The organism is Propionibacterium ruminifibrarum, from assembly GCF_900289195.1.
Taxonomy (GTDB): domain Bacteria; phylum Actinomycetota; class Actinomycetes; order Propionibacteriales; family Propionibacteriaceae; genus Propionibacterium; species Propionibacterium ruminifibrarum.
This window is the reverse complement of record NZ_OMOH01000008.1, coordinates 1-25,805: the sequence shown is the minus strand read 5'-3', so window position 1 is coordinate 25,805 and position 25,805 is coordinate 1. Positions and strand designations below refer to the sequence as shown.

28 protein-coding genes are annotated in these 25,805 nt (G+C 71.7%); 7 read left to right on the top strand and 21 right to left on the bottom strand.

Annotated features, from left to right (window positions below; all coding sequences use genetic code 11):
- Window positions 1-78: 78 nt before the first annotated feature.
- Both PROPJV5_RS09665 and PROPJV5_RS09660 read right to left on the bottom strand, forming a co-directional pair.
- Window positions 79-432, bottom strand: a complete 354-nt coding sequence (locus PROPJV5_RS09665; RefSeq protein ID WP_119716153.1) for a DUF2218 domain-containing protein — start codon at window positions 430-432, stop codon at window positions 79-81.
- 28 nt (window positions 433-460) lie between these two features.
- Window positions 461-1,738, bottom strand: a complete 1,278-nt coding sequence (locus PROPJV5_RS09660) for a multidrug effflux MFS transporter (RefSeq protein WP_119716152.1) — start codon at window positions 1,736-1,738, stop codon at window positions 461-463.
- 123 nt (window positions 1,739-1,861) lie between these two features.
- Between PROPJV5_RS09660 and PROPJV5_RS09655 the strand changes: the two genes are divergently transcribed.
- Entirely contained in the window at window positions 1,862-2,362 is a 501-nt protein-coding gene (locus PROPJV5_RS09655) for a MarR family winged helix-turn-helix transcriptional regulator (protein WP_119716151.1), read from the top strand.
- 136 nt (window positions 2,363-2,498) lie between these two features.
- Here PROPJV5_RS09655 and PROPJV5_RS09650 read toward each other — a convergent pair whose 3' ends face one another.
- The 4 genes from PROPJV5_RS09650 to PROPJV5_RS09635 form a co-directional block, all read right to left on the bottom strand.
- On the bottom strand, window positions 2,499-4,532 hold the full coding sequence (locus tag PROPJV5_RS09650; RefSeq protein ID WP_119716150.1) for an NAD(+) synthase: 2,034 nt from the start codon (window positions 4,530-4,532) through the stop codon (window positions 2,499-2,501).
- A 69-nt stretch (window positions 4,533-4,601) separates the two neighbouring features.
- Window positions 4,602-5,540, bottom strand: a complete 939-nt coding sequence (locus tag PROPJV5_RS09645) for a zeta toxin family protein (protein ID WP_119716149.1) — start codon at window positions 5,538-5,540, stop codon at window positions 4,602-4,604.
- Window positions 5,537-5,806, bottom strand: coding sequence for a hypothetical protein (locus tag PROPJV5_RS09640; RefSeq protein WP_119716148.1), 270 nt, complete (start codon window positions 5,804-5,806; stop codon window positions 5,537-5,539). The genes PROPJV5_RS09645 and PROPJV5_RS09640 overlap by 4 nt, the downstream gene beginning before the upstream one ends.
- A 222-nt stretch (window positions 5,807-6,028) precedes the next feature.
- Entirely contained in the window at window positions 6,029-7,195 is a 1,167-nt protein-coding gene (locus PROPJV5_RS09635) for a uroporphyrinogen-III synthase (protein WP_119716147.1), read from the bottom strand.
- Window positions 7,196-7,382: 187 nt separating this feature from the next.
- Between PROPJV5_RS09635 and PROPJV5_RS09630 the strand changes: the two genes are divergently transcribed.
- Window positions 7,383-8,573, top strand: a complete 1,191-nt coding sequence (locus PROPJV5_RS09630) for a MalY/PatB family protein (protein WP_119716146.1) — start codon at window positions 7,383-7,385, stop codon at window positions 8,571-8,573.
- Between the two features lie 69 nt (window positions 8,574-8,642).
- Here the strand turns inward: PROPJV5_RS09630 and PROPJV5_RS09625 are convergent, their stop codons facing one another.
- Window positions 8,643-9,491 (bottom strand): hypothetical protein, encoded by an 849-nt coding sequence (locus PROPJV5_RS09625; RefSeq protein WP_119716145.1) that lies wholly within the window; start codon window positions 9,489-9,491, stop codon window positions 8,643-8,645.
- A 188-nt stretch (window positions 9,492-9,679) separates the two neighbouring features.
- Here PROPJV5_RS09625 and PROPJV5_RS09620 point away from each other — a divergent pair, with 188 nt between their 5' ends.
- The 3 genes from PROPJV5_RS09620 (at window position 9,680) to PROPJV5_RS09610 (ending at window position 12,775) form a co-directional block, all read left to right on the top strand.
- Entirely contained in the window at window positions 9,680-10,906 is a 1,227-nt protein-coding gene (locus PROPJV5_RS09620; RefSeq protein WP_119716144.1) for a glycosyltransferase, read from the top strand.
- 13 nt (window positions 10,907-10,919) lie between these two features.
- Entirely contained in the window at window positions 10,920-11,726 is an 807-nt protein-coding gene (locus PROPJV5_RS09615; RefSeq protein WP_220474403.1) for a PIG-L deacetylase family protein, read from the top strand.
- A gap of 71 nt (window positions 11,727-11,797) precedes the next feature.
- Window positions 11,798-12,775 (top strand): ribose-phosphate diphosphokinase, encoded by a 978-nt coding sequence (locus PROPJV5_RS09610; RefSeq protein WP_119716143.1) that lies wholly within the window; start codon window positions 11,798-11,800, stop codon window positions 12,773-12,775.
- 13 nt (window positions 12,776-12,788) lie between these two features.
- Here the strand turns inward: PROPJV5_RS09610 and PROPJV5_RS09605 are convergent, their stop codons facing one another.
- From PROPJV5_RS09605 to PROPJV5_RS13050, 5 genes are all read right to left on the bottom strand, one after another.
- Window positions 12,789-13,379: a MarC family protein gene (locus PROPJV5_RS09605; RefSeq protein WP_119716142.1), complete on the bottom strand. Its 591-nt coding sequence runs from the start codon at window positions 13,377-13,379 to the stop codon at window positions 12,789-12,791.
- A 229-nt stretch (window positions 13,380-13,608) separates the two neighbouring features.
- On the bottom strand, window positions 13,609-14,958 hold the full coding sequence (locus tag PROPJV5_RS09600; protein WP_182858667.1) for an MFS transporter: 1,350 nt from the start codon (window positions 14,956-14,958) through the stop codon (window positions 13,609-13,611).
- Between the two features lie 530 nt (window positions 14,959-15,488).
- Complete coding sequence (locus PROPJV5_RS09595) at window positions 15,489-16,151, bottom strand: response regulator (RefSeq protein WP_119716140.1); 663 nt, start codon at window positions 16,149-16,151, stop codon at window positions 15,489-15,491.
- Between the two features lie 181 nt (window positions 16,152-16,332).
- Window positions 16,333-17,532: a sensor histidine kinase gene (locus tag PROPJV5_RS09590; protein ID WP_147385421.1), complete on the bottom strand. Its 1,200-nt coding sequence runs from the start codon at window positions 17,530-17,532 to the stop codon at window positions 16,333-16,335.
- Between the two features lie 145 nt (window positions 17,533-17,677).
- A complete protein-coding gene (locus PROPJV5_RS13050) occupies window positions 17,678-17,812 on the bottom strand; it encodes a hypothetical protein (RefSeq protein WP_275403710.1) in 135 nt (44 codons plus the stop codon).
- A gap of 137 nt (window positions 17,813-17,949) precedes the next feature.
- Between PROPJV5_RS13050 and PROPJV5_RS09585 the strand changes: the two genes are divergently transcribed.
- Entirely contained in the window at window positions 17,950-18,399 is a 450-nt protein-coding gene (locus tag PROPJV5_RS09585; protein WP_119716138.1) for an HIT family protein, read from the top strand.
- The gene (locus PROPJV5_RS09580; protein WP_119716137.1) at window positions 18,399-18,932 is read left to right on the top strand and encodes a MogA/MoaB family molybdenum cofactor biosynthesis protein; all 534 of its coding nucleotides are present in this window, start codon (window positions 18,399-18,401) and stop codon (window positions 18,930-18,932) included. Before PROPJV5_RS09585 ends, PROPJV5_RS09580 begins: the two co-directional genes overlap by 1 nt.
- 64 nt (window positions 18,933-18,996) lie before the next feature.
- Here the strand turns inward: PROPJV5_RS09580 and PROPJV5_RS09575 are convergent, their stop codons facing one another.
- From PROPJV5_RS09575 to narJ, 9 genes are all read right to left on the bottom strand, one after another.
- Window positions 18,997-19,632 carry a hypothetical protein gene (locus tag PROPJV5_RS09575; RefSeq protein WP_119716136.1) on the bottom strand — a complete coding sequence of 212 codons (636 nt, stop codon included), beginning with the start codon at window positions 19,630-19,632 and terminating at the stop codon, window positions 18,997-18,999.
- A 111-nt stretch (window positions 19,633-19,743) separates the two neighbouring features.
- Window positions 19,744-20,235 (bottom strand): cyclic pyranopterin monophosphate synthase MoaC, encoded by a 492-nt coding sequence (gene moaC / locus PROPJV5_RS09570; RefSeq protein ID WP_119716135.1) that lies wholly within the window; start codon window positions 20,233-20,235, stop codon window positions 19,744-19,746.
- A gap of 38 nt (window positions 20,236-20,273) precedes the next feature.
- Complete coding sequence (locus PROPJV5_RS09565) at window positions 20,274-21,524, bottom strand: molybdopterin molybdotransferase MoeA (protein WP_119716134.1); 1,251 nt, start codon at window positions 21,522-21,524, stop codon at window positions 20,274-20,276.
- Window positions 21,525-21,558: 34 nt separating this feature from the next.
- A complete protein-coding gene (locus PROPJV5_RS09560) occupies window positions 21,559-22,326 on the bottom strand; it encodes a HesA/MoeB/ThiF family protein (RefSeq protein WP_119716133.1) in 768 nt (255 codons plus the stop codon).
- Complete coding sequence (locus tag PROPJV5_RS09555) at window positions 22,323-22,742, bottom strand: molybdenum cofactor biosynthesis protein MoaE (protein WP_119716132.1); 420 nt, start codon at window positions 22,740-22,742, stop codon at window positions 22,323-22,325. The genes PROPJV5_RS09560 and PROPJV5_RS09555 overlap by 4 nt, the downstream gene beginning before the upstream one ends.
- A gap of 75 nt (window positions 22,743-22,817) precedes the next feature.
- On the bottom strand, window positions 22,818-23,054 hold the full coding sequence (locus tag PROPJV5_RS09550) for a MoaD/ThiS family protein (protein WP_119716131.1): 237 nt from the start codon (window positions 23,052-23,054) through the stop codon (window positions 22,818-22,820).
- Window positions 23,055-23,091: 37 nt separating this feature from the next.
- Window positions 23,092-23,946, bottom strand: a complete 855-nt coding sequence (locus PROPJV5_RS09545; RefSeq protein WP_119716130.1) for a helix-turn-helix transcriptional regulator — start codon at window positions 23,944-23,946, stop codon at window positions 23,092-23,094.
- 113 nt (window positions 23,947-24,059) lie between these two features.
- The gene (gene narI / locus PROPJV5_RS09540) at window positions 24,060-24,827 is read right to left on the bottom strand and encodes a respiratory nitrate reductase subunit gamma (RefSeq protein WP_119716129.1); all 768 of its coding nucleotides are present in this window, start codon (window positions 24,825-24,827) and stop codon (window positions 24,060-24,062) included.
- A gap of 4 nt (window positions 24,828-24,831) precedes the next feature.
- Entirely contained in the window at window positions 24,832-25,509 is a 678-nt protein-coding gene (narJ, locus tag PROPJV5_RS09535; RefSeq protein ID WP_220474407.1) for a nitrate reductase molybdenum cofactor assembly chaperone, read from the bottom strand.
- Window positions 25,510-25,805: the final 296 nt, after the last annotated feature.

The following is a 25,805-nucleotide window of genomic DNA, read 5'->3' as shown; positions in this document are numbered from 1 at the left end:
CTGGCATCCCCGGTCGCCCGCCGATCCCGCGTCTGCGGCGGGGCCCCGTCCGTGGGACCGGTTCTCGCCCGACGGGCCTCAGCCGTGCTGCCCGGGGTGCCTCTCGTCGGGGTCGTAGGGGCCCTGCGTCGTGCCGGGCGAACCGTCGGTACGGGTCCAGGCCACGACGAGCCGGTCGGCGGCGCCGAAACGCCCGAGGTGCCGGCCCACGACCTCCTCGAAGCGGTCCAGGTCGGTGGCCGTCAGGTCGAGCACGAGCGCCGCTTCCTCGCCGGTGAGCGTGCAGACCGCGTCGGTGCCCGGGAAGGCGATCGAGCCGGTGCCGGCCTCCTCGTCCCAGCTCGCCTCACAGCGGCGGCTCATGTGACTCGCCAGCTGCCTGGCATACCGTCCGGGGCGCCCGGTGGCTACCCGGGCCTGTGCTGTTGCCATGTGTCACTCCTTGTCGGGATGTGATGTCTCAGGCGCGACTGGTGCCGGCCCCGGCCGGATCGTCGAAGGGCACGGTGGCGCCCACGAGACGGGCCAGGGCGGCGATCACGCCGGTGACCACCATGATGCCCGCTACAGGCAAGGCTCCCCTTCCTTCAAGGACGCTCAACGCCGACGAGACGACGGCCGCCATGCCGAACTGGAAACCGCCCAGCAGGGCACTGGCCCGGCCGCTCGCGCCGGGCACGGCCGACATGGCGAGGCTCGTCGAGTTGCCCAGGTTGAAGCCGCAGCTGCCCACCGCGATGGCCAGTGGCACGAGGATCCACCGTGCCGGGGCGCCGGTGAGGACGATGGCGAGCACGCCCGCCACGCCGATGATCGTCAGGCACAGCCCGATGGACAGCAGCCGTCCCGGGCCGTAGTGGCGCACCAGGCGCGCCGAGCAGGTGGAGCAGCAGGTCAGGACCATGGCGTTGAGCCCGAACAGCAGGCCGTACTGCAGCGAGCCGAAGCCCAGCACCGACTGGTAGAGGAACGAGGAGCCCGAGATGTAGGCCATCAGCGTCGAGAACGAGAAGACGAAGCAGACGGCGTGGGCGACGAAGCGCCGCGACCCGAAGCACGGTCCGGCATCGGGGGACGCCGCCCGTTCCGCCCGGATCTCGGCGCGGCGCGCGGTGGGCAGCGACTCGGGCACCAGCCAGGCGGTGAGGGCCAGCGTGACGAGCGAGACGACGACGATGAACCACATCGGCACGCGCCAGCTGCCCGCCGCCAGCAGCAGCGAGCCGAGGAAGGGCGCGATCACCGGGACGACGCCGTTCACGAGCATGACGAGGGTGAAGCTGCGCGCGGCCTCGACGCCACGGGCCCGGTCCGCGATCACCGCGCGCCCGATCACCATGCCCGCGGCACCCATGAAGCCCTGCACCGCCCGCGCGACGATGAGCAGCCCGATGCTCGGGGCGGCGGCCGCCGTGACGCTGGCCACGACGGCGATGACGCAGCCGGCGAGCAGGGGCCCGCGCCGTCCGAGGCGATCCGACAGGGGACCGAACAGGAACTGGCCGATGCAGCCGCCGGCCAGGAAGGCCGTCATCGTCAGCTGGACGAGACTGCCGCTCGTGTGCAGCGCTGTGACCATCTGCGGGAAGGCCGGCAGGTAGAGGTCCATCGCGACGGGAGCGAAGGCGGCGAGCAGGCCGAGAGCCGCCAGGAGCGGGCCGCTCAGGGCGCGTTCCCGGCGGTCTGCCGCGGCCGGACTCGGGACATCTGATGTGATGGTGGTGTTGTCAGGGGACACGGTGGATGGCTACCTCGGGAACGGGACGGACGCGGACGAACGACATGATTAGTTATGAGAATATAACTAAAAATCCGATGTCGGCGTCCCGGTTCGCCGGGCGCGGTCGGAGTGGGGAGCGGCATGGCCGACGGTGAGGAGCGGCAGCTGAACGAGTTCGCCGAGGCGATCCACAGCCTCGTCTTCTCGCTGCGCCGCGACGCCGTCACGGGCGTCGGCCTCGATCCGCTCACCGCCGCCGAGGTCGAGGTGCTGCACTGGGTGATGGATCATCCCGGCACCACGTCAGCCGAGATCAGCCACGGGCTCGGACTCAAGGCGTCGAATGTCAGCGTCACGGTGCGGGGCCTCGTCGCGGCCGGGCTCCTCACGCGCCGCCAGGACGAGGCCGACCGTCGCCGCCGGGTGCTCGAACTCACCGACAAGGCCGTCACCGACCGCCGCCACATCGACGAGGCCTGGGCCGGGATCATCACCGGCCTGCTCCAGGGGCTGGGGGACGAGGAGCGCCGTGCCGTGCTCACCGCGGCGGGCCCTCTCCGGCGGCTGGCGCGGCTGCGCCAGGAGACCGTGCGTCAGGACCGCGGCGGCGATGACGGCCGGGCACGGGGGCCCGCCGGCTGACCCGGTCGCGGGGTCGGGCCCGTCCCGCCTCGGCTGGGTCGACGTGGCGGGGCCCCGCGTGCCGGCGGGCCGAGGCCGGCGCCGTGAGTGGGACGGCCACCGGGTCTGTGCCGGGTCCGGCCAGGCCGGACCCGCCTCAGCCCTGCGGGATGGTGTCCAGATCGGCCAGCCAGGCGCGGGCATTCGCGTCGGAGGGGGCGTTCCAGTCCCCGCGCGGACTCAGCGAGCCGGTGGGCAGCACCCTCGGGCCGCTCGGGGAGGCGGTGCGCTTGAACTGCGACTGCATGAAGCGGCGGCAGAAGACGCCCAGCCAGTGCGTGATCTCGCCGAGCGAGTAGGAGACCCTCTCATCGTCGGGCAGGCCCGCCGGCCAGTCGCCGGCCTGCGCGTCGCCCCAGGCGTGCTGGGCGAGGAAGGCGATCCGGCTGGGGCCGAAGCCGTGGCGCAGCCAGTAGTGGAGGGTGAAGTCGTGCAGCGCGTAGGGGCCGATCGTGTCCTGCGTCGACTGCGGTGCGGTGCCCTCGTCGGCGGGGATGAGTTCCGGGCTGATCTCGGTGTCGAGAATCGACTGGAGGACCGTGCCGACCTCGTCGGGGAACTGGCCGGAGGCGATGATCCAGCGGACCATGTGCTGCATGAGGGTCTTCGGCACCCCCGCGTTCACCGCGTAGTGGCTCATCTGATCGCCGACGCCGTAGGTGCACCAGCCGAGCGCCAGCTCCGACATGTCACCAGTGCCCAGCACGATGCCGCCGCGCTGGTTGGCGATGCGGAACAGGTAGTCGGCCCGCAGACCGGCCTGCACGTTCTCGAAGGTGACGTCGTACACGTCGTCGGGGTGCCCCAGGTCGTGGAGCATCTGGGTGGCCGCCGGCCGGATGTCGAGGGTCTCGAAGGTGGCGCCGACGGCCCGGGCCAGGCGCGTGGCGTTGTCCCTGGTGTGCCCGCTCGTGGCGAAACCGGGCATCGTGACGGTGCAGATGTCGGTGCGCGGGCGCCCGGACAGGTCCATCACCCTGGCCGCGACGAGCAGGGCCAGCGTCGAGTCGAGCCCGCCCGAGACCCCCAGGACGATCCGCGGGTTCCCGATGGCGGCCAGCCGCTGGCGCAGGGCGGCGACCTGGATGGCGAAGGTCTCGGAGCAGTCCCGGGCCAGCCGTGCCGGGTCGGCGGGGACGAAGGGGAAGCGTTCGACCTCGCGGGCCAGGCCGAGATCGGTGCGCGGCGGGTCGAGGACGACGTCGATGACCTCGACCTCCGTGTCCAGGCCGGCCCGGGCCAGGTCGCGCGCATTGTCGTCGAGGGAGCCGTTGCGCAGCCGCTCGGCGGCCAACAGCCGCAGGTCGATGTCGGCGACCGAGGCGCGCGGGCCGTCGGCGAAGCGCTCCCCCTCGGCCAGCAGGACGCCGTTCTCGTAGATCATTGTCTGGCCGTCCCAGGCCAGGTCGGTGGTGGACTCGCCCGCACCGGCGGCGCAGTAGACGTGGGCGGACGCCTGGCGGGCCGAGGCCGAACGGCACATGAGGTGCCGCTCGTCGGCCTGCCCGACGGTGACCGGGGAACCGGCGATGGTGACGATCACGCTCGCCCCGGCGAGCGCGGCGCGCGTACCCGGCGACACCGGCGCCCACAGGTCCTCGCCGACCTGGACGTGCACGTCGAGTCCCTCGACGTCGGCGGCCCGGAAGTGCAGATCGTCGCCGAACGGCACGCGGCCGAGCCGGCCCAGGTCGATGTCACCGCGCAGGCCCGCCCCCGAGGCGAAGTGGCGTTTCTCGTGGGCCCCGCCGTGATTCTGCGGATAACTCTTCGGTGCCACGCCCAGCACGCGCCCGCGGTGGACGACCACGGCGCAGTCGTAGAGGCGGTTCCCGCGCCGCAGGGGCGCCCCCACGACGAGCAGCGGCGTCAGGGCTGCGGTGGCCTCGGCGAACCGGGCGAGCGCGGCCAGCGCCGCGTCGAGCAGCCGCTGGTTGAGCAGCAGGTCGTCGAGGGCGCAGCCGGTCAGGCTCAGCTCGGGGAAGGCGACGACGGCGGCGCCCCGTCCTGCCATGCGGTGGGCCTGCTCGGCCAGGCGGTCGGCGTTCGCCTGAGGGTCGGCGATCGCGACGACGCCCGTGCATGCCGCGACCCGCGCGAAACCCTGGTCGTAGAGCGAGGTGAAGTTCATGGTCCTCCTGTCGGGTCGAGCCTTTGTGCACCCCATTGTCGTCCCGACGGGCGGCGCGCGAGTCGAGGGTCACACTGTGTTCGTGCTGTCCGGTCCGGTCCCAGCCACGTCCTTGTGCGCGGCACGAGCCGCAACCGCGCGGGCGTCTGCCGTGCCGATGCGTTCAATGGTCGACAGGAGGTCGGGGTCCTGTTGCTGGTGTCCCAGCCCACGCACACGCTCGATCTGGTCCCGAGCCAACTCGATCCAACCGATTGCTGCTTCCGGGGTCAGCCGGTCGACGCCACGCGCCTGGTCGAGCACCGCTTCCGCCTCTCGCCCGGCACTCAGCAGCCCCTCGTCACGAATCCCGAAGTAGCTCCTGTCGAACACGATCCGGCCCGAACAGTCTTCGATCACGAACCGGTCCACAGAACCCGCCGCAATCAGCTCCCGCACCGTCCCCGGCGCACGCTCGAACGCCTCATCATGCGCGGACTCAGGAGTCCATCGACCCGCGCCTACCGCGTCGACCTGTCTCGTGTACCGCTCAACGGTCGACAGCCGAGACACCTCATGCGGTACCGCAACCGTGCGCAGCTCGACGACATAGCCGGCCGCTCGGAAGGACGCGATCGTCCTCGCGATGGCATCCGGCGAACGCAGAGTCGTCTCGATCAGGGCGTCCGCCCGCTGCTCACGCAGATAGTCCGCGGCCATGCCGATCCAGCGCCCCGACGCCTGCGCCGTTGCTTCCGGCATCGCCAGCGGATCCTCACGCATCAACCGGGGATAGTCGGGGTGGAACTGCCGCAGATCATCACCAATGATCGGCACCAGCGACGGTCGGGCCTGCGCAGCACGCTCGTTCGTTCGGCTCTTGCCCGCACCCGGCTGACCGCCCACATAGACGACAACGGGTGGCCATGACGGGCCACCGACTGCTTGTTCTCGCAGGTTCTCGAGGTACGGGACCACCCGTTGCTCAAACCTTGACCTGAGCTGCTCCTCGGTCGGCTCGGCACTCATGTGAGGACCGGGGCATGCAACGGCATGTCCGCCAGTTCTGCCCGAATCTTCGCCGTGTGCTCCTCGATGGCGGAACGGCTGTCAGGATCGACAGCCCGGGCCTCGCGCATCACCCGAAAGTGCTCGGCCCGCCAGTGGGCCTCGTCCGATGCGGAGGAGGCCTGGTCCATCCACTCGACATAACGCCCGCTGAGCTGGGTCGCCAGCTCCCGCATCACGTCGTAGAGCATCGGACTGAAATCCCGGTCGTTCTCCTCAGCACCCATCACATCTCCTCTTCCCCGAGCCTTCTGCCAGCTTACAAAGACAGCCGGAAACGGTTGGGGAGTGGTTTCGGTGCATCGAGGTCCCGGCAGCGAGTCTTGGGTGATCGGTGCGCGGCGTGGCGAGCACTGCGAGCAGGTCTCGTCGACGTTCGTACCGGGGATGGCCCCGCGCGGGGCGTGCTTGCTCTTCGGCTCGTCCGTGAACCGGCCCCGTGCGGGCCCTCAGCCGGCGTCGATGAGCCGGTAGCCCTTTCGCACCACGGTCCGGATGGATGCCGGGCTGGCCAGCGCCTCCCGCAGGCGGGCGATGGCGACCTCTGCGGCGTGCGGGTCGGTCGAATCACCGGGCAGCACGTGGAGGATCTGCTCGCGGCTGATCGTCTGCCCCGGGCGGCTCGCCAGCAGCCGCGCGACCGCGAGCCCGCCGGGGGACAGGCCCAGCGCCCGCTGCCCGAGGGCCGCGTCGGTGGCGTGCACGCGCAGCAGCCCGCCGGGGATGGTGCAGGTCAGCGCCGATTCGGTGACCCGGGCCGAGATGTGCCGGACGAGTGCCCCCATCCGGCCGCGGTCGGGATGGCCCACATCGAACCCGGCGTCCACGAGGGGTTTCGCCGCGACCTGGCCCACTGCGGCGAGGACGAGCCGGCCCGCGAGATTCTGCTCGCGCACGTCCTCGAGGGCCCTGGCCGAGGAGAGTGAGCGCACCCACGCGGCCGAGCCCGGCGACGAGGTGAAGGCCACCGCGTCGAAGCGTGCCGCCCGTAACTCGTCGATCGAGTTCGTCACCGCGTCGGGGTCCGGCGGCGGGCCCCAGCGGTAGACGGTCAGCGGCGTCACGCGGGCGCCCGCCTCGCACAGCGCCTCGGACAGGCCGTCGTCGCCGGCGCCGTGACACTGGATGACGATGTGCTTGCCCTCGACACCGGCGTCGAGCAGGTGGTCGAGGATCTCGTACGAACTGGCCAGGGGCGAGACCCATGCCGCTTCGGCGCCCGCCCCGCGCAGCGCACCCAGCGCCTTCGGGCCGCGGGCGATCGTGCAGGTGGTCGTGAGCATCTGGGCCAGCGCCTCGGACAGGCCGGCCGTGTCGGCGGCGTCCAGCCAGGCGCGCAGGCCGATGCCCGTCGTCACGACGACGGCATCGGGCGGGGAGTCGAGCAGGTCCCGGGTCCGGCCCAGCAGGCCCGCCTCGTCGATGTGGTGCTCCACGCCCATGCTTGAGGCGATGACGGTGTGGGCGCCGCGGCGCTTGAGGGCGGCGGCGAGGTCCTCGGCGCGGCGTTGCGCGGTGATGAGGACGCGGGCGCCCGCCAGCACCTCGGTGAAGGCGGCGTCGACGAACCCGTGCCCGCCGGGTTCCGGCGCGGCTGGAGCGGCTGAGTTCGTCACGGGCCAAGCCTGTCACGGGCCCGGCGTGGAACGGAGGGGTTTCACCGGTGTTTTTCGCCGGCCCCCGCACGGCGGGCTGCCTGCCCCGTTGGGGGCGGGTGCGTCGTGTGCGCATGGTGACACTGCTCGCCGTTCCCGGTGGTCGGGGTGAGACAATCCACGGGTTCACTCACCAACGGGAGGGCCGATGGACGCCGATACCTTCGTGGAGCGCTATCAGGTGGAGCGCCGCAACACAGATTCCCTCAAGTGGGACGCCCTGGGCGAACGTTTCGGCAACCCCGACCTGCTGCCCATGTGGGTGGCCGACACCGAGTTCCGCGCCCCCGAGGCCGTCCTCGACGCGATGACCGAGCGCGTCGCCCATGGCGCCTTCGGCTACTCCATGGTGCCCGACTCCTACTTCGAGGCCTTCGACGCCTGGGCCGCCGCCCGCCGGCAGGCCCGGGTGAGCAGACAGTGGGTGCGTTTCAGCCCGGGCGTCGTCACGAGCTTCTACTGGATGATCGGCGCCTTCACCGAGCCGGGGGATGCCGTCCTGCTCACCACCCCCGTCTACTACCCGATGCACAACGCCATCCGCGACACCGGCCGCAGGCTCGTCACGAGCGAACTCGTCCGCGACGAGAACGGCGAGTACGGCTTCGATCTCGAGGACTTCGAACGCACCATCGTCGACGCCGGCGTCCGGCAGTGGATCGCCTGCTCCCCGCACAACCCGGTCAGCCGCGTGTGGTCCGAGGACGAACTCGACGCCGTGCTGGGCATCTGCGCCAAGCACGACGTCACGGTCGTCGCCGACGAGATCCACCAGGACATCCTGCCCGGCGACCGCCCGTTCGTCGCGATGTCCGAGGTCGCGGGCGGCCGGTACCGCGACCGCGTCATCACGCTGAGCGCCGTCTCCAAGACCTTCAACCTGGCCGCCCTCGCCCACTCGCACATCATCATCCACGACGACGCGCTGCGCGCCCGGTACGACGCCTGGACGCGGTCCCATGCCGAGCTGGGGCCGAACGTCCTGGGCGTCGTCGCCGCCGAGGCCGCCTGGCGCGGCGGCGCCGAGTGGCTCGAGGCCCTCACCGAGGTGATCCGCCGCAACGACGCGACCTTCCGCGCCCGCGTCCGTGAGGTCGCCCCGACCGCCCAGATGCCCCCTCTCGAGGGCACCTATCTGCTGTGGCTCGACCTGCGCGACTACGTCCGGCCCGACGAGATGCAGTCCTTCATGCAGGACACCTGCGGACTCGCCGTCGACTACGGGGAATGGTTCTCACCCCATGCCAAGGGCTTCGTCCGGTTCAACCTGGCAACCACCCCGGCGCTCCTCGACCAGGGCGTCGAGCAGCTGGTCAACGGCCTGTCCGGCCTCGGCTGAGACCATCGCGGTCGCACGCGCGGCGAGCCTGCTGGCCGGGAAGGGCGGGGTCCGTCCTCCCGACACCGCTCAGCCTCCTGCGATGGCGACCTCGTCGGTGAACGCGCAATACCAGGTGACCGAGTCGCCCTCGGCGTGGAAGAGCACCTGGTGGTAGTCATTGACCGTCTGGTCGCGGCCGCCGCCGAGCACCACCCGCTCGACCCGGTCGAGGTCGAGCTCGGGGACGTCAGCATCAGGAGCGAGCTTGAGCGGCTTGCTCAGGACATCGGTGGTCTTGCGGGAGTCCGATGCCGGGTCCATGCACCGGTCGACGCCCGCGCGAACCGGCGCCGTGCGGATCGGCACACCGTTCTCCAGCTTGATCGTATTGGTGACTTCATGGGTCGGCAGTTCGGAGCAGGGTTCGCCGTAGCGGATCAGCCGGGCCACGGTGATCTCGCCGCTCTCGGCGTCGATGTCCAGCTGCTTGGTCGCGTTCCCGCACGAGGCGTCGTCGGTGACCGGGTAGGGCGACTGCACCGCGGTGCCCTGCTCGGGATCCCACGTCCACACGTACGCGTAGTGCCAGTACCCGTTGCCCTCGCCAGCCGTCATCCAGGCGACGGCGTCCTCGTAGCCGTCGCCATTGAGGTCGCCGTACTGCACAGGGTTGCCCTTGGTGCCGGTGTCGACCTGCCACCAGGAGTCCCGCGAACTGGACGCGCTGGCGTCCAGCATCTGCCGCGAGCGGGCGTCGTACCACTCGGCGCTGGTGAAGTCGAAGTTCTCGATGGCCTTGGCCTCGTCGGAGTTCGTCGGGCTGGGGGTGCTGCTCGTCGGTCCGTAGCCGGTCGGGTTGTCCGAGGGGTTCTGGGCGCAGCCGGTGGCGATCATCGTCGCGGCGGCGACGAGTGCGGGGAAGATGCGGCGGTTCATGGGCCCAACGATAGGTGAGTCACCGGCCCGCAGGCGGCAGCGACTGGCGGTGCGCGGACGGGGCGCCCGACCGGCGTGACGGCCGTTCCCCGCCGTGACGTGGACGTTCACTCGTAGTGATCCGCGGAGGCTTGCGTGGGGGGCCGGGTCCGTGTGAGAGAATTCAGCGGGGACGAGGAGGTGACTCGATGGCCGAGCGTGCGCGCATCGCCTTCGTGTCGCTGCACACGTCCCCGGTCGCGTCCCCCGGGTCGGCGGACGCCGGGGGCATGAACGTCGTCGAGTTGAACTCCGCACTCGCGCTGGCCAGGGCCGGGCACCGGGTCGACCTCGTCACCCGACGCGACGCCCCCGACGCGCCCGACCTGGTCGAGATCGAGCCCGGTGTCCGGCTCATCAACCTCGATGTCGGGCCGGCCCGCGTCGTCGCCAAGAGCCGCGCCGAGGCGCTCATCGAACCCTTCCGCGAGGCCATGGGCCGCCTCGACCCCGCCTACGACATCATCCACTCCCACCACTGGTTCAGCGGTGTCGCCGCCCTGCCCCTGGCGCAGCACTGGGGAATACCCCACGTGCAGAGCTTCCACTCGGTCTCGGCCCCGCCCGGCACCGACTCGCTGACCGATGGCGAACCGCCCGAGTCACCCGGGCGCCCGGCGGGGGAGGCGCTGGCGGCCGCCCGGTCCGACCTCATCGTCGCCGTCTCCGAGGCCGAGAAGCGGACCATCATCGACCGCTACGGGCCCCTCGACACGCCCATCGTCCCGGTCCACCCCGGCGTCGACCTGGACCGGTTCCGCCCGCTCGCCCCGGGCGAACGGCACTGGGCCTGGAGCGAGACCGGCGGCGGCTGCTACTTCCTGTTCGCCTCGCGCCTGCAACCGCTCAAGGGCCCCGACCTGGTCGTCCGCATGATGGCCGAGATCCCCGAGTTCGACCGCCCGCACCTGGTGATCGCCGGTGAGGCCTCCCAGGACTTCGCCCACTACGAACAGGAACTGCACCGGCTCGTGCACGAGCTGGGACTCGACGAGCACGTCATCTTCCTCGGCTCGCAGAACCGCGACGAGCTGGCCAGCATGCTGCGGGGGGCCTGCGCCCTGGTCACGCCGAGCTATTCGGAGACCTTCTCGCTGATCTGCCTCGAGGCCGAGGCGAGCGGCGTGCCGGTCATCGCCAGCCGCGTCGGCGGCATCCCCGAGGCGGTCCAGGACGGCGTCACCGGGATCCTGCTCGACGGCCGCGACCCGGCAGCCTGGGCGGCTGCGGCCCAGTCCACCCGCAACGACGGCGAGCTGCGCGAACGCATGACCGGGGCGGCCAGGGCCTTCGCCGAGGGCCACGGCTGGGACCGCACGGCGGCCGGGCTCATCGACGCCTACCACCGCGTCATGGACCGGCACCGGGCGAGATGACGAGGGGAGCACCGTGCCCACCGACGACACCGGCATGATCGGACGGATCATCGACACCCCGGCGGGCCTGCGCGTCCTGCTCGTCCACGCCCACCCCGACGACGACACCCTCTCGACCGGGCCACTGGCGGCGTGGGTGTCGAGTCGCGGTGGCTGCGTCGACCTGGTCACCTGCACGCGCGGCGAACGGGGCGAGGTCGTGGCGGGCGTCCTGCCCGAGACCATCACGCCCGCCGAGCTGACGGCCGTCAGGGAGCGGGAGCTGGACGCGGCCTGCGCGCAACTCGGCGTGCGGCACCGCTGGTTCCTCGGCACCACCCCCTGGCGCGAGGCCGGTTCGGCGGACCATCGCTACGAGGACTCCGGCATGCGCTGGGTGACGCCGACTCTCGCCGGGCCCGCCGGCGATGCCGGCGAGCACGCCCTGACGGTGGCCCCGCTGGCCCGGGAGGTCGCCGACCTGCGCGCCGGCCTGACCAGCCGCGACTATGACGTGGTGGTCAGCTACGACGACGGAGGCGGCTACGGCCACCCCGACCACGTGCGCTGCCACCGGATCGCCGCCCTGGCCTGCGAGCAGGCCGGCGTGCCCTTCGTCCAGGTGCTCTCGCAGGAGGACGCCTCCGACGCCGGTGACGTCGCGGCGGCGGGCTGGCTCGATGTCACCGACCCGCAGCTGGAGGCCCGCGTCATCGCGGCCCTGCGCTGCTTCCGCACCCAGCTCACCGTCGTCGGCTCCGGTGCCGACCAGCACATCCGGCACGTCGGCGGCCAGCGCCAGGAGATCCCGCGCCGGGTCGGCCTGCTGCCTGCGCGGTGAGAGCGACCGCGCAGGCCGGTGGTCGACGGTCTAGGCTGGTGCCGCACGGATCCGCAGCGGGAAGGACGGTCGTGGAAGACATCGTCGTGTTCTCGGGTTCGGCCCACACCGAGCTGGCAGCGAACATCTGCCGGCACGCGAAGGTCGATCTCTCGCCGGTCGAGATCAGCCGGTTCAGCAATGACTGCCTCCAGGCGCAGCTGCTCGTGAACGTCCGCCAGCGCGACGTCTACATCGTGCAGCCGCTCGTGCCACCCACCCAGGAGCACCTCATGGAGCTGCTGCTCATGGTGCAGGCCGCCAGGTCGGCCTCGGCGGGCCAGGTGACCGCGGTCATCCCGCACTACTCGTACGCGCGCTCGGACAAGAAGGACGCCTCACGCATCAGCGTCGGCGGTCGTCTCGTCGCCGACATGCTCGTCACGGCCGGGGCCGATCGCGTGCTCACCATGCAGCTCCACTCGCCGCAGGTGCAGGCCTTCTTCTCGGTGCCCGTCGACCAGCTCACCGCACTCGGCGTCATCGCGGCCTACTTCCGCGACCGCTGCGACAACTCGGTGGTCGTCAGCCCGGACTTCGGCAACGCCAAGTCCGCCTCCAACTTCGCCCGCCTGCTCGGCCTGCCCGTCGCGGCGGGTAGCAAGCGGCGCCTCGCCGACGACAAGGTCGTCATCGACATGGTCGTCGGTGACGTCGTCGGCAAGCACTGCATCGTCCTCGACGACGAGATCGCCACCGGCGGTTCGATCATCGAGCTGACCCGCCGGCTCAAGGAGCAGGGCGCCCTGTCGGCCTCGGTGGCCTGCACCCACGGCCTGTTCGCCGGCAGGGCCGTCGAGCGGCTGCGGGCCGAGGAGTTCATCAGCGAGGTCGTCACCACCGACACCGTCCCGGCGCCGGACGGGTGGCCCGAACTCACGACGCTGTCCGTCGCCCCGCTGTTCGCCGAGGCCATCGGCCGTATCCACCACGGCAGGTCGATCTCGAAGATGTTCGACGGGGTCGACCCCGCCTACGCACCGCCGAAGGGCCAGGGGGAGCTCTTCTGAGCCCAGGGCCTGCTCAGAGCCCGAAGAAATCCCGCAGGCCGCCGAGCAGCATCTGGGTGGAGACGATCACCAGGATCATGCCCATGAGCCGTTCGACGGCGGTGAGGAAGCGTTCACCCAGCCAGCGGTTCAGGTAGCCCGAGAAGAACAGGATGACGGCGCACGGCAGCCAGGCGAGCGCCGCCGCGGCGAGCAGCAGGGGCATCTGGTCGGGGTGCTGGTTCGCCATGATGATCTCGGTGGCCAGGGCCGACGGGCCGGCCGTGTAGGGCACGGCGAGTGGCACGATGAACGGTTCGCTGTCGGTGCGTTCGGTCAGGCTGTTCTCGGGCGTGGGGAACATCATCCGGATGGCGATGAGCATGAGGATGAGTCCCCCGGCGCTGGCCAGCGCCGGCTGGGTGACGTGCAGGACGCCGAGCAGCTGCCGGCCGGCGATGAGGAAGGCCAGCATGATGAGCAGGGCGATGCACAGTTCGCGGGCCAGGACGAGCTGGCGGCGGCCGGGATCGACCGCGCGCAGGGCCGTGAGGAAGATCGGGATGTTTCCCAGCGGGTCGAGGACGAGGAAGAGCGTCAGCGCGGAGGACAGAACGAGGGTCATGAGCCTTCTCCCGGTGCCTGGCGAGGCCACACCACCCGACCAGACAAATATCTCATTCAATGCAGAAGAACCAGGATTTCTTTTTGGTGAATCCGGGTTCAGGGAAAAGATGTTATCGAGCAGGGCAAGGGGTGGCAAACCAGCGGGGATGCCCCGGAAGGGCGGGTCTCCTTCACCGGGGAAGAGCCCCGGCCGGCGGGTACGCTGTCCGGCCGGGAGCCCCGGCGGTTCAGCTGCGGGCGGTGGTGGGCCGCGGCTCGTCCTCGCGGCGGGTTCCCCTGTCGAAGACCGCGTCGCCGATGCTGCGGGAGGCGGCCCAGAAGACGAGACCGGCGAGCAGGTAACCGGCGCCCATGCCGACCATGGCCGGTGGGCTCACCGCGTCGGCCGGTAGCACGCAGGCGGCGATGACGGCGCCGAGCACCGTCGAAATGTTGTAGAGCACGTCATAGAGCGTGAAGACACGGCCGCGGTGGTCGTCGTCCACGTGGGCTTGCACGACGGTGTCGACCTGCACCTTGAGCGACTGGCCGGCCAGGCCGATGAGGAACGAGTTGACGAGCAGGGTCGGTATGGTCATGACGGCGCCGACGGTGGCCTGCGAGAGGGCCATGACGAGCAGCATCGCGCCGATGCACCGCCGCACGCCGATGCGGTGGGCGACGGGCACCGAGACGACCCCTGACAGGACGAACCCGATGCCGCTCACGACGAACCAGGCGCCGGTGCCGGTGATCGCCGAGCCGAGGCGGTCCCCGGCGGCGAAGTGGTGGCGGTAGATCACGACGACGAAGGCCATGAGGAAGCCGTAGCCGATGCGCACGACGGCCTCGGACAGCAGCGTCAGCCAGGCGGGCCGCCGCGTCGCCAGGTGGCGCAGGCCGGTGACCAGGCCGCGTGCCACCTCACCCACGGTCGTCCGCGCCACGTCCGCATCCGGGCCCAGCCCCGAGCGGGGGATGCGGTGGGCCACCGCGACGGCGCCGGTGAACAGCAGCGCCGCCAGGACGAAGATGAGCCCGTTCGCGGCATCCGTGCCGAGCGGCCCGCCGAGCGCCAGGCGGATGATGCCGGCCGCCGCGCCGCCGAAGAGCGTGGCCAGCGGGCCGATCATCGGCATGACCGAACTCGCCTCCAGGTACTCCTCCTCGTCCACGGTGCTCGCCAGCCCGGCCTGGAGCCCGGCCAGGGTGAAACGGTTGAGGCTCAGCATGACCAGCAGCAGGACCGCGAGGACGAGGTTCGCGGCACCGCCGGTCCGGTGCGAGGCGATCATCGCCGCCAGCCCGGCACTGCAGAGGGTGCGCGTGACATCGACGACCATCGAGATGCGCTGGCGGGGGAAGCGGTCGAGCAGGACCGAGACGAAGGGGCCGAACAGCGAGTAGGGGAGCATCGTGAGGGCGAGCACCCCGGCCACCGCCCACGCGCTCGTCTGGCTCTGGGGGCTGAACAGCAGGTACGAGGCCATGCCCACCTGGGCGGTGCCGTCACCGGACTGCCCGCACAGGCGGACGAGCACGAGGCGACGGAAGTTGCGATGCCTGCACAGGCTGCTCAGTCTCCGGGTGAATTCCACGCGCATCCCCCTCCCGCGGTCATCCGGAGTTTAACCGGCCCGGATGTGCTGCCCCGCCGCCAGTGCTCGGCGCCGTGCGACGCCGGAAGGGCGGCGGTGAATCGCCGTGTCGAGAGAAGGGAATGTCACCCGGTCCATACGCGCCGTTGCGCAGTTGAAGGGCACCAGGGGGCTGCTGGTCACCCCCAACAGCCCCCTGGGCGTCTGCGGGCCGCGAATGCGGCGGATGCCCTGGGCTCTGCATGTCTGCGATCGGCTGCGTCATCGGGCGATGCGATCAGCATGAGCAGAGCATCTGTTACTGCCCTGAATTTTATACACGGACAGCCCCTAAGGGGCCAATCGCGCCCAAAATATGGCTGCTCCCGGTCCGGAAAGGCATGGCGCCGTGCCGTTCCATCCGACACGACTTCCCTTGTCAGAACATATGAGGTCCATGTTCGCTGTTTGCCAGGGGAATTGGGGCAAGCAGTGGCAACCGCGGGCCGACCGGGCAGGGCACCGGGGTCTTCTCGCGGGTCGGGTCCGGCTCAGGGGTGGACGAGACCGGTCTCGTAGGCGATGAGGACCAGGCCGACGCGATCACGCGCCTCGAGCTTTGACAGCAGCCGCCCGATGTGGGTCTTGACGGTGCCCTCGGCCATGAACAGGTGCTCGGCGATCTCGGCGTTCGTCGCACCGCGCGCCACCTCGCCGAGCACCTCGAGTTCGCGTTCGGTGAGCACCGACAGCCGGTTGTCCTCCTCACCGACGTGGTCGGGCAGCGTGGGCGCGACGTGTTCGAGCAGGCGGCGCGTTGCGCTCGGGGCGACGACGGCGTCACCGGAGGCGACGGTGCGGATGGCCGACAGCAGCTCCTCGGGGCGGGCGTCCTTGAGCATGAAGCCCGAGGCCCCGGCCTTGAGGGCCGAGAAGACGTACTCGTCCAGGTCGAAGGTGGTGAGTACCAGGACCCGGGTGTCGACGCCGGACTCCACGATGCGTCGGGTCGCCTCGACACCATCCATGACCGGCATCCGGATGTCCATGAGCACCACGTCGGGGGTCAGATCGTCCAGTTGCGCGATCCCCTCGGCACCGTCAGCGGCCTCGCCGACGACATGCATGTCGTCCTGGGCGTCGATGAGCATGCGGAACCCGCTGCGCACCAGTTCCTGGTCGTCGACGAGAAGCACCGTGATGGGCTCGGCCATGATTCCTCCTGCACTCGTGCCCGGCTCGTACCGGGCGTCCCGCGTCGGCGTAACCCCACGGTAGCCACCGCCGCCCGCCGCGCCGGGTAGCGCCGTGCCGTTCACAGGCCGCACACGGCGAAGGGCCGGCGGGCTCCAGGCTGCGGGGCAGGCCCCACTCCTGGGACTGAGCCGGGCGGGTCTACCGGTCCGCCTGGGCCAGCGGGAGTTCGGCGTGCACCCCGAACCCTCCCTCGGGGCGGGGTCCGGCGCGCGCCGTGCCGCCCATCGCCGCGGCGCGCTCGGACATGCCGCGGAGCCCGTTGCCCGCGCCGTCGTCCACCACGGCGGCGCCCGCGCCATCGTCCGTGACGTCGATGACGATGCGGTCGGGTTCGTAGTCCAGCCGCATCCAGCACGTGGCCTGGTCGCCGGCGTGCTTGAGGAAGTTCGTCACCGCCTCCTGGCAGATGCGGTAGGCGGCCAGCCCCAGCGTAGGCGGCACGATCGGCGCCGTGCCGGTGACCTCCAGGTGCACGCGCTCCCCGGCACGCTCGGTCATGGCCGGGATGTCGCACAGCGTCGGCTGCGGACGATACTCGGCCGGGCCCTCGCGCAGCACCCCGACGATGCGCCGCATCTCGACGAGTGCCTCGCGGCTGGTGTCCGCGATCGTGTCGAGCACCTGGGCGGCCGCGTCGGGGTTCTTCGCGGCGAGGGCCTTGCCGCCCTGGGCCTGCACGGTGATGACGCTCAGCGAGTGGGCGACGACGTCGTGCAGCTCCCGGGCGATCTCGTTGCGGGTGCGGGCCTCGATGCTGCGCGCGCGTTCGGCCTGGGCGGCGAGCTGGGCCTCGTACTGGGCCTCGGCGGCCAGCTCGCGTTCCAGCTCGGCCTCGTCGTTCTCCCGCGTGCGACGCCCGATCTGGTAGGGCACGAGCACCATCGCCGCGCAGATCAGGAACAGCAGGTAGAAGACGTTGTGCGGGTTCGGTGTGGCGATCCACGGGTCGGCGGTGTGCGACCAGCGGTAGGGGCCGACGATCGCGCCGATGAAACCAGCCAGCAGCGCCAGCCGCGAGTCACGGCCCGGCACCCAGCGGGCCACCGAGTAGGTGATGATCGGCACCGCGATGAGCGAGGGCGACGGCGCCTCGAGAACGACGCACTGCAGCAGGCCGCCGACGGTGGCGACGGCGAGCATGATGAGCGGCTGCTTGCGGCGCAGGACGACCGGCACCGTCAGCGGCAGGCTCGTGAGCAGCGTCGCCAGATGGGAATCGTGGTAGGGGAAGGTGACATCGCCCCAGAAGCAGGTGGCCGCGGTGAGCCCCGCGGCCAGTGCCGCGTCGGCGGTGAGCTCCCGGCGTGTGCCGCGGTGGAGCATGGGGACGAAGCTCATGGGTGAAGTGTATGAAGCACAACGGGGTGCTGTAACCGGGCTGGGAGAGCGGTCGGGGACGGCTGAGCCGGTGGTCGCACAAGGACGCCGCCCCGTCTGCGAGGACCAGCCGCCGTGACGCGGCCGTAGGAACCAGGATGCCCGGTCAGGGCTCGAAGCGGCGGCCGATCTCGGCCCACAGCTCGGCCTCGTGTCGTTCCTCGCGCTGGCGGTGCAGGTGGGCCAGCCCGAGCAGGGCGGCGACGACCGCCGTGAACCAACCGGTTCGTCTCGGCACCATGACTGACCTCCTGCGGTGGTGTTGCGGGTGGCGCCGATGCGCCGACCGTGCCAGCAATCCTGACGCCGACCGGGCCCGAGCGCAAGGGTCTGGGTGCGCCCGGCCCGCGCGCGGCTCCGGCGTGCCACGATGGGGCCATGAGCACTGTCTTCACGAAGATCATTGAGGGCGAGATCCCCGGCCGTTTCGCCTGGGCGGACGATGTGTGCGTCGTCTTCGCCTCCATCAACCCGATCACCGACGGCCACATGCTCGTCGTGCCGCGCGCGGAGGTGGCCAAGTTCACCAGCGCCGACGACGAACTGCTGGCCCACCTCATGCGCGTGGCGAAGACGGTCGGCCAGGCCGTCGAACGGGCCTTCGACTCCCCGCGGGCCGCCCTGCTCGTCGCCGGCTTCGAGATCCCCCACCTGCACCTGCACGTCCTGCCCGCCTGGGGGGAGTCCGAGCTGAGCTTCGCAAACGCCAGGAGCGAGGTGCCCGGCGCCGAACTCGACGCCGCCACCGAGAAGGTGCGTGCCGCGCTGCGCGACCTCGGCCACGGCGCCGCCGTACCGGCCGAGCTCGGCTCGACGGCGCTGGCCTGATGATCGCCTCCTCCACCGGCGGCCGGGCCACGCCGGAGGGTTGCGCCGCCCGGGTCATCACCGTCTCCGACCGCTGCGCGAGCGGTGAACGCGAGGACCTGTCGGGCCCCCTCGCCGTCCGGCTGCTCGCCGAGGCCGGCATCGCGGCCGGCCCGGCCGTCGTCGTGCCCGACGGCATCGAACCGGTCCGGGCCGCCATCACGGCGGCACTCGACGACGGCTGCCGCGTCGTCCTGACCACCGGGGGCACCGGCATCGGCCCCCGCGACCTGACCCCCGAGGCCACCGAGCCCCTGCTCGCCGCCCGTCTCGACGGGCTGGCCGAGGCCATCCGGCGCCGCGGCGAGGCAGCCGCCCCGGCCGCCGCCCTCAGCCGCGGACTCGTCGGCATCACCTCGCGCGGCCCCGGCGCCGCGCTCGTGGTCAACGCGCCCGGCTCGCCCGGCGGGGTGCGTGACGCCGTCGCCGTCCTCGCGCCCCTGGTCGGGCACGTCCTCGACCAGCTCGGCGGCGGCGACCACCCCGCCCGCTGACCGCCGCGGCCCCGACCCGCGGTGCGTCGGGCATCCCGCGGCGGAACCGTGGGGCGGGTGCTGCTCAACGGTGCAGCAGCTCGGCGGGGATGAGTGAGATGAACTCCTCCAGCGCGTCGCGCAGCGCGCCGAAGCGGTGGGCGTCGTAGCGGCCGGCGTCGTAGCCGACGACCTGCCCGGACGTCGTCAGGTACAGCTGGTTGAAGGGCATCGCGGTGACCCAGGCCCGCACCTGCGGGGTGAGCAGGGCCAGGGCGAACGTCTCGTCGTCGCCCGTGACGTCCCACTCGCGGTTGAAGGCCTCGTCCTCGGTGTTGATGTCATTGAACGGCAGGCTCAGCAGCCCCTCGCGGCGGATGCGTGTCGCGGGGAAACTGGCCAGCACCGGATGGACCATGAAGCTCTTGACGTGGTTGTGGACGTAATGCTGGTCCCCGGAGCGCTCGCTGGTCGTCCAGGTCAGGTTCCCGTAGCGGACGCCGCTGAGGGCGACGACCTGCTCGGCGTTGGCCCGCTCCCAGATGCCGATCAGCTCTGCCACCGTGGCGCCGAGCTCCGGGTCGTCGCCGATGAACCGCAGGCCGGTCTCGTCGGCGGCCTGCGCGGCCTTCTCGTCGCGTCGGTCCTTGGCCGCCGCGCTCAGGGCCCAGCCGAGGAGGATCGCGATGACCGCGATGAAGACCACCGTGCCATAACCCATAACGAACCTCCCGGCCACCACCATCGCACGGCGAAACCCTCCGGCGGCCGCTGCTCCCGCATCCGTCAGGGGCCGGTGGGGGTCACCCCGGTAGGGAACGGGCGGGAGCGGTCAGGTCTCGGCGGGGCGGGTCCAGTCGCCGGAACGCCCGCCGGACTTGTGGGTGATCCGCGCCCGGCGGATGACGGCCGAACGGTCGACGCCCTTGACCATGTCGACGACGGCCAGCGCGGCCACCGTCACGGCGGTCAGCGCCTCCATCTCGACGCCGGTGCGGTCGGCGGTGCGGACCGTTGCGCTGAGGGCGACGTGGTCGTCGGCCAGGGACAGGTCGAGCTCGCAGCCGTGCACCCCGATGCGGTGCGCCAGCGGCAGCAGGTCGGGCGTGCGCTTGGCCGCCATGATCCCTGCGACCCGTGCCACGGCCAGCACGTCGCCCTTCGGCACGGTGCCCTCGCGCAGCGCCGCCATGACCCGCTCCGAGCAGCCGACCTCGGCGACGGCCGTGGCCTCGCGCACACTCGGCGTCTTGCCGGTCACGTCGACCATGAAGGCGGTGCCGTCACCGCGCAGGTGCGGCAGCCGCACCGGTTCGTCACTCATGCCTGCCTCCCGCTCCGCCGGCCGGGTGGAACCGCCGGTCAGCGGTCACCATGCGCCAGGGCGGCGATGAAGTCAAGCTCCATGCCGCGGCCCACCTCGCCGACACCGATGGGGACGACGGCGAGCCCGTCCGCGCGGGGCAGGGACGCCACCAGGTGCGATTTGGAGCCGAGCGGGTGCACCGGGCGGACCAGGTCGCCGGTGCGGACGACCGGGATGAACTGCACCTTCCGCGCCGGCCCCGGCCACGGCGCGTCGGCCACGACGCGGCTGGTCGCCGGGGCGGTCGTGCCGGCGCGCCCGGCGAGCACCCGCAGCACACCGGCGGCGTAGACGTGGAAACTGACCCAGACGCTCACCGGGTTGCCCGGCAGGCACAGCACCGGGGTGGGCCGGCCGCCCACGTGCGCCGTGGCGATGCCCTGCGGGCCGCCCGGCTGCTGGGCGACGTGGTGGAAGCGGGCGTCGGCGCCGGTGAGCGCCTGGCGCACCACTTCGTAGGCGCCCTCGGAGATCCCGCCGGCGGTGACGACCAGGTCGAGGGGCGGCCAGCCGGCGAGCAGGCCGGCCAGCCCGTCCGGGTCGTCGGGCACCCGGGCGGTCACGACGGGGTCGCCGCCGGCCTCGCGGACCAGGCCGGCCAGCAGGAGCGAGTTCGAGTCGGGGATCTGGCCAGGGCCGAGCGGCTCACCGGCCCCCCTCAGCTCCGAACCGGTGGCCAGCACGCCGACCCGGGGGCGCGGGTGCACCGGTAGCGCGGCGTGGCCGACCGAGGCCGCGGCGGCGAGACCCGCCGCGTCGAGCACGGCGCCGGCGCTCAGCACCGGGTCGCCGACCCCGACGTCCTCACCGGCGTGCCGCACGTTCGCGCCCGGTGCCGGGGCGGCATGGACCGTGACCGCGGCCGGTGCCCGGGTGGTGCCGACGCGGTGGTCCGTGTCCTCGACGCGGACGACGGTGTCGGCCCCGGGTGGCATCGGCGCGCCGGTCATGATGCGCTCGGCGGTACCGGCCCGCAGCGGCGTCGCGGCCGGGTCGCCGGCGGGCACGTCGGCGATGACGGGCAGCCGCACCGGGCGCTCCGCGCAGGCGCCGGCGACGTCGGCGTGGCGCACCGCGAAGCCGTCCATCGCGGAGTTCGTGAACGGCGGCACGGGCAGGCGCGCGGCCACATCTTCGGCCAGGACCAGCCCCAGGCACTCGTCGAGGGGCCGGGTGGATGTGGCCGGCGCCGGTATCCGTGCCTCGATGAGTGCCCGGTGCTCGTCGATGCTCAGCGGCTCGCTCATGGTCTGCCTTCCGTGGATCCGTCCGTCCGTGCCGTCAGCGCGCGAAACGAAGCGTCTGGTAACGATTCTGCGCTGCGTCGCCGACGAGCACCTGCCCGATGAGCGGGCTGCCGGTGCCCGTGATCAGCTTGATGACCTCGGTGGCCATCGCCGTGCCGGCCTGTCCGACGACCGGTCCCAGCACACCCACCCTGCTGCTCGTCGGTGTTGTGCCCGGTTCGGGCATCACCGGGTGCAGGCTGCGCAGGCTCGTCGCCGGCAGACCGGCCGGCGGCCTGGACCAGAACACCGCCAGCTGGAAGGACGTTCCCACCACGGTGCCCCAGACGAGCGGGGTCCCGGCCTCGGCCGCCCAGTCGGCCACCAGGTACTTGGCGGTGAAGCTGTCGGTGCAGTCCACGACGACGTCCCAGTCGGCGCCGTGCTCGTCGAGGAAACCCCTCGTCGCATGCGGGTACTGCTCGACACGCACCGCGGAGTTGAGCTCGCCCAGCCGGGCCGCGGCACTGGCGGGCTTGGGGACGCCGACGTCGGCCTCGCGGTGCAGCAGCTGGCGTTGCAGGTTGGAGAGCTCGACGACGTCGGAGTCGCACACGCCGAGCGTCCCGACGCCCGCCGCGGCAAGGTAGGCCAGCACGGGGGATCCCAGGCCGCCGGCGCCGATGACGAGCACGCGCGCCGCCGCCAGCCGGGCCTGCCCCCGCTCGCCGATGCCCTGCACGAGCCAGGTGCGGCGGTGCCGGGCCAGCGCGGCGTCGTCGAGCGGCTCGACCGGGTTGTGCAGCTCGACGCGTGCGCTCATGCGATGCCGGACCAGACGTGAGAGCCGTCGGGCAGCCACTGGCACTTCCAGGCCGGCAGCTCGGCCTTGACGAGGTCGACCAGGTCGCCGGCGGCCGTGAAGGCCTGCCCGCGATGCTCGGCCGCGACGGCCACGACCAGCGCGGCGTCGCCGACGACGAGCCTGCCGGTGCGGTGCCAGGCCGCGACCGCGTGGACGCCCTCGCGTTCGCCGATGCGCCGACAGATGCCGTCGAGGATCCGGCCTGCCGCCGGGTGGGCCGAGTAGTCGATGGCCGTCACGGGGCTTCCCGCGTCGTGGTTGCGGACGACGCCGACGAAACTCGCGACCGCCCCGGCCCTGTCGTCGCCGACCCGCGCGCACAGCGCGGCCGGGTCGAGTACCTCGGCGGTGATGCCGGACTGAACAGAACTCATGTCATGCCTTCGGGCACCCGGGCCTGCGGGCCGGGTACGTGGACGGGTTGAAATGATGCGTGGTGCTTGCCGGCCTCATCCGCCGGCGAAGGGCGGCAGGACGTCGACGAGCGCGTCCTCGGGCAGTGGCGCGTCGGACGTGGCGGACTGTTCGTTCACCATGAAACTGCACACGGCAAGCACGGCGCCCAGGGCGGGGTGTGCGTCGGCCAAGGCGCCGGTCAGCTCGTCGAGACGGGGCACCTGGGGGCACTGCTCGGTCTCGGCGCCGGCCGCCTCAGCCGCGCCGCCGAAGTAACGTACCGTGATCATCGGTCCTCTTCCTGCACTGTCCCCGCCCCGGCCAAGGTCATGAGGCCTCGGCCCTCGTGGACGGTTCCTTTGCGTCCTTTGCGTCGTCGGTGGCCTGTTGTTCGTTCCGGGCCAGTTCGCCCTTGACGGTGAAGATGATCTCGCAGCGCAGCGGATGGTTGACGTCGACCATGATCTGGGCGTCCGCCATGGCGCCCGCGGTGCGTTCGATGATCCGCTCGACCATGCCGGTGCGCATCTCGAGGGCGAGCGAGTCCGGGCACGACTCGTCGGTGCAGCCGAATGGGCAGCCGAGGAGCACCAGCCCGGTGTCGATCCGCGGGTGCGGCTGGGCCGCGAAGCCGAGCGAGGTGAGGAACAGCCGCATCTTGTTGAGGTGCCCCGACAGGGTGAAGTCCTTGGGGGGCCGCATGCGCGAGTGGTCGGGCACGTGCATCATGGCCAGTGCGTCGTCGGCCCAGTAGCGGCCCATCTCGTGGGCCGCCTGGCGGGGGTCGTCCACATGGTCGGTGAGCCAGGTGAACATCGAATGGCTGACCTGGGCGAGCATCCGGGCGGGGAAGGCCGGGTCGGCCGGGGTGTAGCTCTGGTAGCCCAGGGCCGGGCGGCCCCGCCCCTTGATCGGCATCTGCTCGCAGGTGACCAGGCCGAGGTGGACGAGCGCGTCGAGTGTCTCGCGCACGGAGTTCGGGTGCAGCCTCGACTCGTTCGCCAGCTGGGTGACGGTGACGGGTTCGGCGTGGGAGGCGATGCGGCGCAGCAGGGTCTGCTGGGCGGAGGTCAGCTGGGCCATCATCCTGAGGGTCCTGCTCAGATCGGGCATGCTCGATTCGTGCTGGTGTTCGTCATGACCGCACGCGCAGTCCTCGGGGGCGCGATAGTCAGTAGCCATGGATTGGGGCCCTTCGTTGCTGTCGGCTGCTCCGATTCTAGATTGGGGCGGTAAGAGCGGGCCGTGAATGACATGTACCACGCGCACGGCCCGACCGCTACCGGACGGCTGGTTCAGCGCCCCTTCCTGCCGGTGCCGGTCCTCTCGAAGGGACGGTCCCACCCGCGTGCCGCCGGGGACGAGGCGACCCGGCCGCCCTCGCGGGATCGGTAGACGACGTTCGGGCGTGTCACGTAGCCGACCGGCGCCGAGACGACGTGGACGAGCTTGGTGAACGGCCAGATGCAGAACAGCAGCATGCCGGCGATGACGTGCAGCTTGAAGACCATCGGCACGTCGGCCATGAGCTCGGGCTGCGGGTGCAGCATCGGGATGGAACGGAACCAGACCGAGATCGTCTCCCGGTAGTTGTAGCCGCCGGGAGCCCCGAAGACCTGGGTGCTGAAGGTGGCCGCGGCGCCCAGCACGATCGGGATAGTCAGCAGCACGTAGGTGAGGATGTCGACCCTCGAGGTGTTGAGGCGTACCGACTTCACGACGATGCGGCGGTACAGCAGCCCGCACAGGCCGACGACGGTGGCGGCGCCGGCGATGGAGCCGGGGATCGTCGCGACGAGGTGGTAGAGGTGGTGCGATACGCCCAGCGCATCGGTCAGGCTCTGGGGGACCACCAGGCCCATGACGTGACCGAGGGCGACGAACAGGATGCCCAGGTGGAACAGCGGTGAGCTCCAGCGCAGGATCGCGCTCTCCTGCCACTGGCTCGACTTGCTCGTCCACCCGAACTGGTCGGTGCGGAAACGCCAGACGAGCCCCACGACGAGCAGGATGATCGACAGATACGGCAGAACGACCCAGGCCAGGATCGAGGCGGCGGACATGGTGTTAGCCCTCCTTCGGGAACGTCGCTGACTCGGACGGGACGCCGCCCGCACCGGTGGCCGGAGGCGCGGCGAGCGGGTCGGGTCGGGGCCCGGGCGGGGCGGCGATGCCGCCCGGCGGACCCGCGGACAGGCCCACGAGCTCGGTCGGCGGGCCCTGACTGATCAGTTTGTGGTACGCGGCGGTGGTCGCGGCGTCGGGCTCGGGCAGGGTCGCCACGAGCGCCTCCAGCAGTTCGGCGTAGGGCGATCCGGCGTCGACCAGGGCGGCCCGGATGACCTCCAGGCCCTCGCGGTGGGTCTGGAGCAGCTCCTCGCCCATGCCCTGCTCGTCGAGAGCGGCGAACTCGAGGACGACCGGCAGGTAGTCGGTCAGCTCCTCGCGCTGCTGCTCGAAGCCGGCGGCCCGCATGATCTCGCGGAAGGCCAAGATGGCCTGGCCCCGCCCGCGGGTGTCGCCCTCGGCGTAGTAGCTCAGGTACAGCGCGCATCGGCGGCGCTGGTCGAAGGTCTCGACGTAGTGCTCGCGCAGGGCCCGCAGCCCGAGCGCCTCGGCGCGGGCGCAGAAGGCCTCGAGGTGCCCGGCGACCGGCGCGGGCAGCCCGTCCAGCTCGGCGCGGACCGCACCGATCTGGACAGCGAGCTCGTCGGACGGGTAGTCCAGCAGCAGCGAGCAGGCCATCTCGACGGTCTGCCGCTGGGCGCGGCCGGTGGGCACCTGCCGCCTGACGGGCATGCGCGGCGCCCCCACGAAGACCTCACTCATGACGGACCCCCTTGCCAGGGTGGAAGTCCTGCTGTGGTCCCGCAGTATCGCGCGGTCGCCTCTGGGCCGGAGGCGGGGTGCCCGGGTGGTGCTGCAACGACCGGGTGCTGCTGGGGAGTGCCTTCCCGCCCGCTGCGCCTCGGGGCGTGGCAGCCCCGAGGCGCAGATGCCCGGAGCCGAGCCCTGAAGGCACTCCCCGGCACCACCCGGTA

Bases quoted from the DNA above. Each gene is read 5' to 3' on its own strand.
- PROPJV5_RS09560 (WP_119716133.1), bottom strand. From the start codon at position 22,326: ATGAGCGCACGCGTCGAGCTGCACAACCCGGTCGAGCCGCTCGACGAC.
- PROPJV5_RS09645 (WP_119716149.1), bottom strand. From the start codon at position 5,540: ATGAGTGCCGAGCCGACCGAGGAGCAGCTCAGGTCAAGGTTTGAGCAA.
- PROPJV5_RS09625 (WP_119716145.1), bottom strand. From the start codon at position 9,491: ATGAACCGCCGCATCTTCCCCGCACTCGTCGCCGCCGCGACGATGATC.
- PROPJV5_RS09640 (WP_119716148.1), bottom strand. From the start codon at position 5,806: ATGGGTGCTGAGGAGAACGACCGGGATTTCAGTCCGATGCTCTACGAC.
- PROPJV5_RS09650 (WP_119716150.1), bottom strand. From the start codon at position 4,532: ATGAACTTCACCTCGCTCTACGACCAGGGTTTCGCGCGGGTCGCGGCA.
- PROPJV5_RS09630 (WP_119716146.1), top strand. From the start codon at position 7,383: ATGGACGCCGATACCTTCGTGGAGCGCTATCAGGTGGAGCGCCGCAAC.
- PROPJV5_RS09555 (WP_119716132.1), bottom strand. From the start codon at position 22,742: ATGAGTTCTGTTCAGTCCGGCATCACCGCCGAGGTACTCGACCCGGCC.
- PROPJV5_RS09595 (WP_119716140.1), bottom strand. From the start codon at position 16,151: ATGGCCGAGCCCATCACGGTGCTTCTCGTCGACGACCAGGAACTGGTG.
- PROPJV5_RS09655 (WP_119716151.1), top strand. From the start codon at position 1,862: ATGGCCGACGGTGAGGAGCGGCAGCTGAACGAGTTCGCCGAGGCGATC.
- PROPJV5_RS09665 (WP_119716153.1), bottom strand. From the start codon at position 432: ATGGCAACAGCACAGGCCCGGGTAGCCACCGGGCGCCCCGGACGGTAT.
- PROPJV5_RS09590 (WP_147385421.1), bottom strand. From the start codon at position 17,532: ATGAGCTTCGTCCCCATGCTCCACCGCGGCACACGCCGGGAGCTCACC.
- PROPJV5_RS09575 (WP_119716136.1), bottom strand. From the start codon at position 19,632: ATGGGTTATGGCACGGTGGTCTTCATCGCGGTCATCGCGATCCTCCTC.
- PROPJV5_RS09545 (WP_119716130.1), bottom strand. From the start codon at position 23,946: ATGGCTACTGACTATCGCGCCCCCGAGGACTGCGCGTGCGGTCATGAC.
- PROPJV5_RS09580 (WP_119716137.1), top strand. From the start codon at position 18,399: ATGATCGCCTCCTCCACCGGCGGCCGGGCCACGCCGGAGGGTTGCGCC.
- narJ (WP_220474407.1), bottom strand. From the start codon at position 25,509: ATGGCCTGCTCGCTGCTGCTGGACTACCCGTCCGACGAGCTCGCTGTC.
- narI (WP_119716129.1), bottom strand. From the start codon at position 24,827: ATGTCCGCCGCCTCGATCCTGGCCTGGGTCGTTCTGCCGTATCTGTCG.
- moaC (WP_119716135.1), bottom strand. From the start codon at position 20,235: ATGAGTGACGAACCGGTGCGGCTGCCGCACCTGCGCGGTGACGGCACC.
- PROPJV5_RS13050 (WP_275403710.1), bottom strand. From the start codon at position 17,812: ATGGTGCCGAGACGAACCGGTTGGTTCACGGCGGTCGTCGCCGCCCTG.
- PROPJV5_RS09565 (WP_119716134.1), bottom strand. From the start codon at position 21,524: ATGAGCGAGCCGCTGAGCATCGACGAGCACCGGGCACTCATCGAGGCA.
- PROPJV5_RS09585 (WP_119716138.1), top strand. From the start codon at position 17,950: ATGAGCACTGTCTTCACGAAGATCATTGAGGGCGAGATCCCCGGCCGT.
- PROPJV5_RS09550 (WP_119716131.1), bottom strand. From the start codon at position 23,054: ATGATCACGGTACGTTACTTCGGCGGCGCGGCTGAGGCGGCCGGCGCC.
- PROPJV5_RS09620 (WP_119716144.1), top strand. From the start codon at position 9,680: ATGGCCGAGCGTGCGCGCATCGCCTTCGTGTCGCTGCACACGTCCCCG.
- PROPJV5_RS09605 (WP_119716142.1), bottom strand. From the start codon at position 13,379: ATGACCCTCGTTCTGTCCTCCGCGCTGACGCTCTTCCTCGTCCTCGAC.